Raw genomic sequence first — 12,116 nt, forward strand, 5'->3', positions numbered from 1 at the left:
CATCAGCTGCTCCATAAGTTCCCACACGAATTGCTTGATTCATTGAAGAAGACGAAAGAAGCAGCCCGAAATTGGGTCTGTAGCTCAGTTGGTTAGAGCGCACCCCTGATAAGGGTGAGGTCGGCAGTTCGAATCTGCCCAGACCCACCAATTTTGTGTGGGAAACGCCTGTAGAAAATACGGGGCCATAGCTCAGCTGGGAGAGCGCCTGCCTTGCACGCAGGAGGTCAGCGGTTCGATCCCGCTTGGCTCCACCACTACTGCTTCTGAAGTTTGAAAGCTTAGAAATGAGCATTCCATCGTGATGATGGTGAATGTTGATTTCTAGTCTTTGACTAGTTCGTTCTTTAAAAATTTGGGTATGTGATAGAAAGATAGACTGAACGTTACTTTCACTGGTAACGGATCAGGCTAAGGTAAAATTTGTGAGTTCTCTTAGTTGAGAAATTCGAATTTTCGGCGAATGTCGTCTTCACAGTATAACCAGATTGCTTGGGGTTATATGGTCAAGTGAAGAAGCGCATACGGTGGATGCCTTGGCAGTCAGAGGCGATGAAAGACGTGGTAGCCTGCGAAAAGCTTCGGGGAGTCGGCAAACAGACTTTGATCCGGAGATGTCTGAATGGGGGAACCCAGCCATCATAAGATGGTTATCTTGTACTGAATACATAGGTGCAAGAGGCGAACCAGGGGAACTGAAACATCTAAGTACCCTGAGGAAAAGAAATCAACCGAGATTCCCTTAGTAGTGGCGAGCGAACGGGGACTAGCCCTTAAGTGGCTTTGAGATTAGCGGAACGCTCTGGAAAGTGCGGCCATAGTGGGTGATAGCCCTGTACGCGAAAATCTCTTAGTCATGAAATCGAGTAGGACGGAGCACGAGAAACTTTGTCTGAATATGGGGGGACCATCCTCCAAGGCTAAATACTACTGACTGACCGATAGTGAACTAGTACCGTGAGGGAAAGGCGAAAAGAACCCCGGAGAGGGGAGTGAAATAGATCCTGAAACCGTATGCGTACAAGCAGTGGGAGCAGACTTTGTTCTGTGACTGCGTACCTTTTGTATAATGGGTCAGCGACTTATTTTCAGTGGCGAGCTTAACCGAATAGGGGAGGCGTAGCGAAAGCGAGTCTTAATAGGGCGTCTAGTCGCTGGGAATAGACCCGAAACCGGGCGATCTATCCATGGGCAGGTTGAAGGTTGGGTAACACTAACTGGAGGACCGAACCGACTACCGTTGAAAAGTTAGCGGATGACCTGTGGATCGGAGTGAAAGGCTAATCAAGCTCGGAGATAGCTGGTTCTCCTCGAAAGCTATTTAGGTAGCGCCTCATGTATCACTGTAGGGGGTAGAGCACTGTTTCGGCTAGGGGGTCATCCCGACTTACCAAACCGATGCAAACTCCGAATACCTACAAGTGCCGAGCATGGGAGACACACGGCGGGTGCTAACGTCCGTCGTGAAAAGGGAAACAACCCAGACCGTCAGCTAAGGTCCCAAAGTTATGGTTAAGTGGGAAACGATGTGGGAAGGCTTAGACAGCTAGGAGGTTGGCTTAGAAGCAGCCACCCTTTAAAGAAAGCGTAATAGCTCACTAGTCGAGTCGGCCTGCGCGGAAGATGTAACGGGGCTCAAACCATACACCGAAGCTACGGGTATCACCTTCGGGTGATGCGGTAGAGGAGCGTTCTGTAAGCCTGTGAAGGTGAGTTGAGAAGCTTGCTGGAGGTATCAGAAGTGCGAATGCTGACATGAGTAACGACAATGGGTGTGAAAAACACCCACGCCGAAAGACCAAGGTTTCCTGCGCAACGTTAATCGACGCAGGGTTAGTCGGTCCCTAAGGCGAGGCTGAAAAGCGTAGTCGATGGAAAACAGGTTAATATTCCTGTACTTCTGGTTATTGCGATGGAGGGACGGAGAAGGCTAGGCCAGCTTGGCGTTGGTTGTCCAAGTTTAAGGTGGTAGGCTGAGATCTTAGGTAAATCCGGGATCTTAAGGCCGAGAGCTGATGACGAGTTACCCTTTGGGTGACGAAGTGGTTGATGCCATGCTTCCAAGAAAAGCTTCTAAGCTTCAGGTAACCAGGAACCGTACCCCAAACCGACACAGGTGGTTGGGTAGAGAATACCAAGGCGCTTGAGAGAACTCGGGTGAAGGAACTAGGCAAAATGGCACCGTAACTTCGGGAGAAGGTGCGCCGGTGAGGGTGAAGGACTTGCTCCGTAAGCTCATGCCGGTCGAAGATACCAGGCCGCTGCGACTGTTTATTAAAAACACAGCACTCTGCAAACACGAAAGTGGACGTATAGGGTGTGACGCCTGCCCGGTGCCGGAAGGTTAATTGATGGGGTTAGCTAACGCGAAGCTCTTGATCGAAGCCCCGGTAAACGGCGGCCGTAACTATAACGGTCCTAAGGTAGCGAAATTCCTTGTCGGGTAAGTTCCGACCTGCACGAATGGCGTAACGATGGCGGCGCTGTCTCCACCCGAGACTCAGTGAAATTGAAATCGCTGTGAAGATGCAGTGTATCCGCGGCTAGACGGAAAGACCCCGTGAACCTTTACTATAGCTTTGCACTGGACTTTGAATTTGCTTGTGTAGGATAGGTGGGAGGCTTTGAAGCGTGGACGCCAGTTCGCGTGGAGCCATCCTTGAAATACCACCCTGGCAACTTTGAGGTTCTAACTCAGGTCCGTTATCCGGATCGAGGACAGTGTATGGTGGGTAGTTTGACTGGGGCGGTCTCCTCCTAAAGAGTAACGGAGGAGTACGAAGGTGCGCTCAGACCGGTCGGAAATCGGTCGTAGAGTATAAAGGCAAAAGCGCGCTTGACTGCGAGACAGACACGTCGAGCAGGTACGAAAGTAGGTCTTAGTGATCCGGTGGTTCTGTATGGAAGGGCCATCGCTCAACGGATAAAAGGTACTCCGGGGATAACAGGCTGATACCGCCCAAGAGTTCATATCGACGGCGGTGTTTGGCACCTCGATGTCGGCTCATCACATCCTGGGGCTGAAGCCGGTCCCAAGGGTATGGCTGTTCGCCATTTAAAGTGGTACGCGAGCTGGGTTTAGAACGTCGTGAGACAGTTCGGTCCCTATCTGCCGTGGACGTTTGAGATTTGAGAGGGGCTGCTCCTAGTACGAGAGGACCGGAGTGGACGAACCTCTGGTGTTCCGGTTGTCACGCCAGTGGCATTGCCGGGTAGCTATGTTCGGGAAAGATAACCGCTGAAAGCATCTAAGCGGGAAACTTGCCTCAAGATGAGATCTCACTGGAACCTTGAGTTCCCTGAAGGGCCGTCGAAGACTACGACGTTGATAGGTTGGGTGTGTAAGCGCTGTGAGGCGTTGAGCTAACCAATACTAATTGCCCGTGAGGCTTGACCATATAACACCCAAGCAATTTGCGCTTAAGAGCCAGATTGCGGTGTGTGAAGACGAAATGAACCGAAAGTTCGAAATTCTCACAAAACACCAAGCTGTCACATACCCAATTTGCTGAAGCGAGACCACCAGGTCGCGACTCAGTACCCGAATTTCTTGACGACCATAGAGCGTTGGAACCACCTGATCCCATCCCGAACTCAGCAGTGAAACGATGCATCGCCGATGGTAGTGTGGGGTTTCCCCATGTGAGAGTAGGTCATCGTCAAGATTAAATTCCGAAACCCCAATTGCGAAAGCAGTTGGGGTTTTGTTTTAGTAGAAACATCCGTTTTTGCTGGCTTGTTACCGTGTTGACGGGCCAGATACAGAATTTCTTGACGACCATAGAGCGTTGGAACCACCTGATCCCATCCCGAACTCAGTAGTGAAACGATGCATCGCCGATGGTAGTGTGGGGTTTCCCCATGTGAGAGTAGGTCATCGTCAAGATTGAATTCCGAAACCCCTGTCTGTTAACGCAGACAGGGGTTTTGTCATTTCAGCGCAGGTAAAACCAGCCATCAAATCCCTTTACGTGCCTTACTGTTGCGCCGTGCGAGCCATTTGCGCCACCAGATATAGACGCCAGTCCCCGACAACCCCGCAATCAAAAGACCTAGTACCGCGATCATCACCTGCCCGGTAACCCCAATGATCCGTCCACCATGTATCGGTAACTGCAACCGATAAAACTGCTCTCCTAACGTCCCCTGTCCTGCGATCTCCTGCCCTAACAATCGTCCATCCGTACCATGAAAGAACAACCAGGATTTGCCATGAGCGTCTGTATCGTGGTGGCCAAATCCTGCACCGTAAAAGTTGTATTCAAAGCTGTAGTACAACTCCCCGATCCCAGCTGTCAGTCCTAACCTTTTTCCCTCCTGTAATGCCCTCTCGTATGCCTGCTGGTAACTCAAATGCGTTACCCCTAGCTCACTAACAGGCATTCGCCCTCGTGCTTCGTAGACGCTTGGCTCGATCGGCGAAAACAATGACACCGCAGGCTTGAACACCTGACTCGGCAAATTCATCGCTACACTGCTGACAGCGATTGGCAGCAGCAACAGCCACAACCACAATCCCCCCGCACGATGCAGGTCGAAGTTCAGCCGATACGCATGCCCACCCTTGATCTTCCAGGCCGTCGACCACTTCTTCCAGAACGGCTTGCCACGCGGCAACGTCAGCCACAGAGCGATGAAACAATCGATCACCCAGGCGATGGCCACCAAGCCCATCAACCACAACCCCCAGTTGCCCGGCAATGTCAGGTTGTAGTGGAACTCGAGAATAAACGGGACAAAGTTTTCCCGCTGAAAACAACATTCCCCCCAGTAACGCTGCCCCTTCTGTTCAGCGTTCACCGGATCCAGATAAAACACCTGATTACGTTCAGCAAACGGCTTGCCCGTTGCCGGATCATTGCGCGGCACGGCTGCCAGCATCGCCGTATGCCCCGCCTCATGCGGATACTCCATGTACCAGACCTGCAGCCTTGGATGGGCAGCTTGCAGCGCTTCAACCAACTCGCCCGGCGGCAGCCGCGAACCCTGCGCAGAAGCTGAATAGAACTGCGGATTCAACCATTCATCCAGCTCATGGTTAAACGCCAGGATGCTACCGGTGACGCCGGCCAGCAGCAGAAACACCGCCGTGGCCAAGCCAATATAGCGGTGTAATAAAACCAGAAACGCACGCATTAAAAGTTCTCCACAGAAACGACAAAGCCAGCCCCTGAAACATCAGGGGCTGGCTTTTTCATGCACAGGACAAAAGTTTTAGAACTGGTAGCTGACGGTCGCCGCGACGTTGCGTTCTTCGCCCAAGTAGCAGAAGTTCAGACTGGCGCAGGACGCCACGTAGGATTCGTTGGTCAGGTTGTTCGCGTTCAGGCGTACGTCAACGCCCTTCAACCCGACCTTGCCCAAGTCATAACCAATCGAGGCGTCGAACAGGGTGTAGGACGGCACCTTCAAAGTGTTCTCCGCGTCCGCCCAGCTGTATCCGACATACCGCACGCCACCGCCCAGACGCAGGCCGTCGAGCGCCGCACTGTCGAACTTGTAGTCCGCCCACAACGACGCCATGTGTCGCGGTGCCTGCGTCGGCGAGTTGCCCTTGTTCTCGATCACATCGGTTGGCGTGCTCAACGTGCTGACCATCGATTTCGAATACTCGATGTCGGTGAAGGTGTAGCTGCCGAGGACTTTAAGGTTGTCGGTCAGTTGCATGTGCGCTTCCAACTCCAGACCTTGCGAGCGGACAGCGCCTACAGCGCGATAGAAGTTTTCCTGCGGCAGCTTGGTCGCCAGGTTTTCCTGATCAATGCGGAACAGCGATGCGGTGAACAGATTGTCAGTGCCCGGTGGCTGATACTTCAAACCGACTTCCCACTGCGTACCGTCGGTAGGTGCCAGCGGATTACCGGCGCTGTCGGCATAGGAATTCGGGTTAAACGATTCCGAGTAGCTGACATACGGCGCGAGACCGTTATCAAACAGGTACAACGCGCCGGCACGGCCAGTGAGCTTGGTGCGGCGGTCGTTGATCTCTGTCCCCTCCGGACGCTCTGCTTCGGCGATGCGGTTTTCGTCGGAGGTTTCGACCCAGTCCTGACGCAGGCCCAGCGAAAAGCGCCACTTGTCCATCTCGATCAGGTCTTGCAGGTAAACCCCGGTCTGTTCCAGGCGACGCAGGTAACTGGTGTCACCGAACACATCGATCGTCGAGTTGCCGTACACCGGATTGAACGCATCGATCGGTGCGAGCCCGCCACTGGTCCAGTCGACCACGGTTTTGCGCCGCTGATAATCCGCGCCCATCAACACCGTGTGCTTGGTCGCACCCGTGAAGAATTCAGCCTGAAGCATGTTGTCGACAATGAACGCATGCAGGCGCTCGTCACCACCGGTGTAGTAACGGTTCAACTCATTGCTGGTGGGTGTGGTCCAGCCATAGGCGTAGACCTGATCCATATTCACTTTGGAATCGAGGTAGCGGAAGTTCTGCCGCGCGGTGAAGACATCGTTGAAACGATGCTCAAACTGATAACCGAACGACTGCTGATCACGCGAGTAACCGTCGATCCCCGGCTCGCCTTCGAAGAAATGCGGGGAGATGCGGTTGCCATTGCGCTGATGAATCGTGCCATCGGCTGGCACGCCGCCGTGGTAGCCACCGTCCGGATCGTGTTGCAGATAAGCCTGCAAAGTCAGCGATGTGTCTTCAGTGAAATCGATGCTCAGCGTCGGTGCCAGGGCGAAGCGCTTTTCCTTGTTGTGGTCGAATTGCGTGTCGGACTGATCGGTTAATCCGGTCAGACGATAGGCAATGCGTTTGTCGTCATCGACCGGACCGCTGAAGTCAAAACCGACCCCGCGCTGACCCTGCGTGCCGACCGTGGCTTGCACTTGATGGTAAGCCTCGTACAAGGGTTTTTTGCTGGTCAGCGCCACCAGACCGCCCGGTGAACTGCGGCCGTACAGTACCGACGACGGGCCTTTGAGAATGTCCACACGCTCGAGGAAATATGGATCGACCTGCATGGTGCTGTAGGTGCCGCTGTCGCCCATCGACTTGAGGCCGTCGAGGTAGATGTTATCCACCGAGCCGTCGTTGAAGCCGCGCATCGCCACGTAGTCATAGCGATGAGTCGCGCCGTACGGGTTGGTCAGCACACCGGGGGTGTAGCGCATTGCTTGCGAGACGGTCTGCGAGCCTTGGTCGTCCATTTGCTCGCGAGTAACCACGGACACACTCTGCGAAGTTTCCAGCAGCGCGGTACTGGTTTTGGTGGCGATCTGGCTGTGGGTGGCGTTGTAGCCGTCCATGCTGCCCAGCGCGTTGCCGAGGGCGAAGCCTTTGATGTCGGTGGTCGGCAGGGCCAGCGCTTCGCTTTCCGCGATCGGGCGCAGGGTGTAGCTGCTGCCATCCTGGCTGATCGCTTCCAGTCCGGAACCGCCGAGCAAGTGACTCAGCGCCTGATCAGTCGAATACTCACCCTGTACGCCCGGCGATTGCCGTCCCTGAGTTTGTTGCGGTGTCATCGCCAAGGTGATGCCTGCCTGGCGCGCGAATTGATTCAGCGCTTCACCCAAGGGGCCGGCGGCGATGTTGTAACGATGGCCGACCTCACTGTTTACGGTGCCGGCGGCGACGCTCAGGTTCGGCAATACAGCCACGCCGAGCGCGGTCGATAACAGCGCCGCTCTAATGGCATGGCGCAACAGGCGCGATTCGCAGGTGAATTTCGGAGAGTTCTTACAGGTGGCGCGGACAGTCATTGTAGGTTTCCGTAGGAAGTCGCAAACGCTTGAGTTGAAGTGCTTACTGACTAAGCCGGACTGTCTGCAAAAACCCGCCAAAATAATTTCAGACGACACGTTCCAGGGTCACCCACCAGCGGGTGCGATAGCGCAATTGCACCGGCAAGGTCTGCGGCAGAATCGCCAGGAGCTTGTCGGTGTCTTCGAGGCGGAACACGCCAGACAGGCGCAAGTCGGAAATGTCCGAAGCGCAGGTCAGAAAGCCCTGACGATAGCGTCCGACTTCGCTGAGGAAATCACCGAGGCGCATATTGCGGGTGACGATTAAGCCATCAACCCACGCGCCGGCATCCATATCCAGTTCAGGCGCCACGCGAACCTGATGGTGGTCGATGAGATAACTCTGCCCGGCCAGCGCTTCAATGGTCGAACCAGCGGAATGAATGGCCACACGCCCACTGGTGACGCTGAGCCGCGTGCAATCGTGGTCCTGGCGGAGGATGAACCGCGCATCCTGCGGCTCGTAGACACCGTGGCGACTCTGCACGCGCAACGGTCGTTCGAAAGCCGCGCCTTCATCAGCGCCGCCACAGGTGACAATGATCTCGCCACGGGTCAGTTGGATCAGCCGCTGCTGCGCGGTGTAATCCAGATCCACGGCGCTGGCGGTGTTGAGTTCGATACGGGTGCCGTCCGGTAGCTGGAAGCCGCGACGCTCGCCGGTTGCCGTGGCGTAATCGGCGCTCCATTGCTGCCACGCAGCCGTGTCTTTGGCCAGCCATGCGGCGGAGCCCATCAGCAATGCGCCAGACAACAGTTTCAACGCCTGGCGCCGACCCAAACCCTGCGCGCTGTTTTCCAGCGTGTTGAACGCCACTTGTGCACCGGGCACCGCGCGCAGATTGCTGCTCAACTCGGCTTGCAGCGACTGCACCCGTTGCCAGGCCAATTCATGTTCATGATGCTCGGCGCGCCACTGCTCGCATTGGCGGTTCAACCGCGCATTGCCATGGTTGTTGCGCAAGCGCAGCAGCCAGTGAATGGCTTGTTTGACCACTTGCTGCTGCGGCTCGCCGCGACGTCCGAGAGAAACGTTATCCACAGGCATCAGCTTGCGTACCGCAGCACGTAGCAGTGATACAGCGCATCGGCGACGTAGCGTTCTACCGAGCGCAGCGACAAACCCATCTGTTCGGCGATCTGTTTGTGGGTCAAACCTTCGCACTGCGCCAGAAGAAATGCCTGACGTACTTTCGGCTTCAATCCTTCAAGCATGCGCGCGATGCTTTCCAGCAGCTCGATCACCAGTGCCCGGGCTTCGGCACTCGGCGTTTCGGCTTCGGGTAGATGCGCAATGGTTTCCAGATAGGCGCGTTCGATTTCCTCGCGACGCCAATGATCAATCACCAGACCGCGAGCGACGGTGCGCAGGAAGGCGCGTGGCGCCTTGAGTTCCAGGCGTTCGGTGCGTTGCAGCAGACGCACGAACGTATCCTGGGCGAGGTCTGCGGCATCCGCTGCATTGCCCAGCCGCGCGCGCAGCCAAGCGTTTAGCCAGCCGTGATGACTACTGTAAAGCGCCTGTACTGCAAGCTCAGGTGAGGACATGAACGCGAAGGTCACAAATGATAATTAGTCGCATTGTCATCAAGGGTTACAGATTTTGCAACTGCCGCACATACAACCGTCTTATAAAATCCTGCGCCGAGCGCTCTGGCGCACCGTTCGGCGGGAATCGGCCAAGAGTGTCATCCATTTCCTGCGCGACCCTAAGATTTCTCCCACACGTGCCGACAGACTGGTGAGACATGCGTGCACCAAAGTAGAGCGGCCAGAAGAACGCTGCCTGCGCTGTACATGGAATGTTGCATCCGGAACGCATCCCCACTTTTGGCATAAGAAGTCCCATGAAATGAATCTCAAGTTCAGCCATAAAATTCTGTTGGCCGCCTCGGGCGTCGTGGTCCTGGCGTTCGCGCTGTTCACCCTCTACAACGACTATCTGCAGCGAAACACCATTCGCCAGAACCTCCAGTCATCCGTGCAGCAGGCCGGTGATCTGACCGCCAGCAGCGTGCAGAACTGGATGAGCGGGCGGATTCTGGTGCTGGAGAACCTCGCGCAAAACGTCGCCCATCAGGGCAAGGACGCCGATTTCCCGAGCCTGGTCGATCAACCTGCTTTCACCTCGAACTTCCAGTTCACCTATGTCGGTCAGGCCAACGGTGTGTTCACCCAGCGCCCTGACGCGAAGATGCCGGACGGCTACGATCCGCGTCAGCGTCCTTGGTACAAACAAGCCGTCGCCGCTGATAAAACCATGCTGACGCCGCCATACATGGCGGCCGTCGGTGGCTTGGTGGTGACCATCGCCATGCCGGTGAAAAAGAACGGCGAACTGCTCGGCGTCGTCGGCGGTGACCTGAGCCTGGAAACCCTGGTGAAGATCATCAACTCGGTGGACTTCGGTGGCCTCGGCCATGCGTTCCTGGTCAGCGCTGACGGTCAGGTGATCGTCAGCCCGGACAAAGATCAGGTGATGAAAAACCTCAAGGACATCTACCCGAACAGCAACGTGCGCATCGAAAAGGGCAACCAGAATGTGCTGCTCAACGGCGAGGAGCGCATTCTGTCGTTCACCCCGGTCAGCGACTTGCCGAATGCGCAGTGGTACATCGGTCTGTCGATCGATCGCGAAAAAGCCTACGCCGCACTCAGCCAGTTCCGCACCTCGGCACTGATCGCGATGTTTGTCGCTGTCGGTGCGATTGCCCTGCTGCTGAGCCTGTTGATCAACGTGCTGATGCGTCCGCTGACTACCATGGGTCGTGCGATGAAAGATATTGCTCAGGGCGAAGGTGATCTGACCCGTCGTCTGGTGGTTGAGAGCAAAGATGAATTCGGCGAGCTGGGCAGTGCGTTCAACCAGTTTGTTGAACGGATTCACGCGTCGATTTCCGAAGTGTCCTCGGCGACTCGCCATGTACATGACCTGTCGCAACGGGTGATGGCGTCGTCCAACGCTTCGATCGTCGGTTCTGACGAGCAAAGCGCGCGCACCAACAGTGTCGCTGCGGCGATCAACGAGTTGGGCGCTGCCACGCAGGAAATCGCCCGCAACGCCGCCGATGCTTCGCAGCACGCCAGTGGCGCGAGCGAGCAGGCCGATGACGGTCGTCAGGTGGTTGAGCAGACCATCCAGGCGATGACCGAGCTGTCGCAGAAGATCAGCCTGTCGTGCACGCAGATCGAAACCCTGAACGCCAGCACCGACAACATCGGCCACATCCTCGATGTGATCAAAGGCATCTCGCAGCAGACCAACCTGTTGGCACTGAACGCGGCGATTGAAGCGGCGCGTGCCGGTGAAGCGGGTCGCGGTTTTGCCGTGGTCGCGGACGAGGTGCGCAACCTTGCCCATCGCACCCAGGAATCGGCGGAAGAGATCCACAAGATGATCACTTCCCTGCAGGTCGGTTCGCGTGAAGCGGTGAGCACGATGAACGCCAGTCAGGCGTCCAGCGAGCAGAGCGTGGAAGTGGCCAATCAGGCCGGTTTGCGTCTGGTCAGCGTGACCCAGCGCATCGGCGAAATCGATGGCATGAACCAGTCGGTGGCAGCGGCTACCGAAGAGCAGACCGCCGTGGTGGAAACCCTCAACGTCGACGTTAACCAGATCAATATGCTGAACCAGCAGAGCGTGGCCAACCTCAATGAAACGTTGAAGGATTGTGATGCGTTGTCGCAGCAGGCTAATCGTCTGAAGCAATTGGTCGACAGTTTCAAAATCTGACCGCGTTATCGTTCAATCGCTGGCAAGCCAGCTCCCACAGGGTCCGAGTCGTTCACAAATGTTGTGTTCGACAAAAATCCTGTGGGAGCTGGCTCGCCAGCGATAGCGGTGGTTCATACACCGCCGACGTTAAGCTTTAAACAAACAGCTTCAGCACATTCCCCATCCCATCATCCGCAAACCCCTGCACAAAATCCTTGAACCCCGGCAGCGCTTCCTCACCGCCGGAAGCAGGCTCGGCAATGATCGTCCACGTCGCCCGGGATTTGCCTGCGTCCAGCGATTGCACATCCATCGCCGCCCACAGATTCGCCACCCCCAACGTGTTGTAAATCGTTGTCCAGGTCATGCTTCGCGCTTGCTCATCGCGGGAGTTGAGTTGCTCGACGACCACGTTGCCATCCTTGAAGAACTTCTTGCGCAATGAGGACACGCCCTCACCGGTCATTTCGATGTGCGACAGCGCCGGAATGAAGCGGTCGAAACCGCCGAAATTGCCGACCACTGCCCAGACTTGCGCCGCATCCGCCGGCACCTCTACCGAAGAAACGACGTGATAGCCTTGCGGGTTTTTGATCAGGGTGTCGGGTTGCAGAGTGCTCATGGTGTTGCTCCTTGTTGT

Annotated in this window: 6 protein-coding genes, 2 tRNA genes, 3 rRNA genes and 1 pseudogene; 7 read left to right on the forward strand and 5 right to left on the reverse strand. The window is 55.9% G+C overall.

Translation table 11 applies throughout. The features are described from left to right. Positions 1-73 precede the first annotated feature (73 nt). The 5 genes from AC3Y64_RS00620 to rrf (AC3Y64_RS00640) all read left to right on the forward strand — a co-directional run bounded on the left by AC3Y64_RS00620 (position 74) and on the right by rrf (AC3Y64_RS00640) (position 3,886). A tRNA-Ile gene (locus AC3Y64_RS00620) sits at positions 74-150 on the forward strand. A gap of 31 nt (positions 151-181) precedes the next feature. Continuing rightward, a tRNA-Ala gene (locus AC3Y64_RS00625) sits at positions 182-257 on the forward strand. Between the two features lie 247 nt (positions 258-504). Next, a 23S ribosomal RNA gene (locus tag AC3Y64_RS00630) occupies positions 505-3,398 on the forward strand. Between the two features lie 151 nt (positions 3,399-3,549). Continuing rightward, positions 3,550-3,665 (forward strand): 5S ribosomal RNA (gene rrf / locus AC3Y64_RS00635). A 105-nt stretch (positions 3,666-3,770) separates the two neighbouring features. Then, positions 3,771-3,886: ribosomal RNA gene (gene rrf, locus AC3Y64_RS00640) — 5S ribosomal RNA — on the forward strand. Positions 3,887-3,957: 71 nt separating this feature from the next. Here rrf (AC3Y64_RS00640) and AC3Y64_RS00645 read toward each other — a convergent pair. The 4 genes from AC3Y64_RS00645 to AC3Y64_RS00660 all read right to left on the reverse strand — a co-directional run bounded on the left by AC3Y64_RS00645 (position 3,958) and on the right by AC3Y64_RS00660 (position 9,309). Continuing rightward, entirely contained in the window at positions 3,958-5,136 is a 1,179-nt protein-coding gene (locus AC3Y64_RS00645) for a PepSY-associated TM helix domain-containing protein (protein ID WP_489986069.1), read from the reverse strand. A gap of 78 nt (positions 5,137-5,214) precedes the next feature. Beyond that, entirely contained in the window at positions 5,215-7,719 is a 2,505-nt protein-coding gene (locus AC3Y64_RS00650; protein ID WP_489986070.1) for a TonB-dependent siderophore receptor, read from the reverse strand. Between the two features lie 88 nt (positions 7,720-7,807). Next, entirely contained in the window at positions 7,808-8,809 is a 1,002-nt protein-coding gene (locus AC3Y64_RS00655; protein ID WP_489986071.1) for a FecR domain-containing protein, read from the reverse strand. Continuing rightward, positions 8,809-9,309, reverse strand: a complete 501-nt coding sequence (locus AC3Y64_RS00660) for a sigma-70 family RNA polymerase sigma factor (RefSeq protein WP_158959136.1) — start codon at positions 9,307-9,309, stop codon at positions 8,809-8,811. Before AC3Y64_RS00660 ends, AC3Y64_RS00655 begins: the two co-directional genes overlap by 1 nt. Positions 9,310-9,613: 304 nt before the next feature. Between AC3Y64_RS00660 and AC3Y64_RS00665 the strand changes: the two are divergent. Both AC3Y64_RS00665 and AC3Y64_RS00670 read left to right on the forward strand, forming a co-directional pair. Next, positions 9,614-10,639, forward strand: a pseudogene (locus AC3Y64_RS00665) (HAMP domain-containing protein); the annotation flags it as partial. Between the two features lie 69 nt (positions 10,640-10,708). Continuing rightward, on the forward strand, positions 10,709-11,494 hold the full coding sequence (locus AC3Y64_RS00670; protein ID WP_371925705.1) for a methyl-accepting chemotaxis protein: 786 nt from the start codon (positions 10,709-10,711) through the stop codon (positions 11,492-11,494). A 136-nt stretch (positions 11,495-11,630) separates the two neighbouring features. On the opposite strand, the gene AC3Y64_RS00675 is transcribed toward AC3Y64_RS00670, so the two are convergent. Further along, positions 11,631-12,098, reverse strand: a complete 468-nt coding sequence (locus AC3Y64_RS00675; protein ID WP_489986072.1) for an SRPBCC family protein — start codon at positions 12,096-12,098, stop codon at positions 11,631-11,633. Positions 12,099-12,116: the final 18 nt, after the last annotated feature.

The sequence above is a fragment of the Pseudomonas sp. 4CAES_32.4 genome (assembly GCF_058136335.1).

Coding starts and splice junctions, on each gene's coding strand:
- AC3Y64_RS00645 (WP_489986069.1), bottom strand. CDS start 5,136: ATGCGTGCGTTTCTGGTTTTATTACACCGCTATATTGGCTTGGCCACG.
- AC3Y64_RS00650 (WP_489986070.1), bottom strand. CDS start 7,719: ATGACTGTCCGCGCCACCTGTAAGAACTCTCCGAAATTCACCTGCGAA.
- AC3Y64_RS00655 (WP_489986071.1), bottom strand. CDS start 8,809: ATGCCTGTGGATAACGTTTCTCTCGGACGTCGCGGCGAGCCGCAGCAG.
- AC3Y64_RS00660 (WP_158959136.1), bottom strand. CDS start 9,309: ATGTCCTCACCTGAGCTTGCAGTACAGGCGCTTTACAGTAGTCATCAC.
- AC3Y64_RS00670 (WP_371925705.1), top strand. CDS start 10,709: ATGGCGTCGTCCAACGCTTCGATCGTCGGTTCTGACGAGCAAAGCGCG.
- AC3Y64_RS00675 (WP_489986072.1), bottom strand. CDS start 12,098: ATGAGCACTCTGCAACCCGACACCCTGATCAAAAACCCGCAAGGCTAT.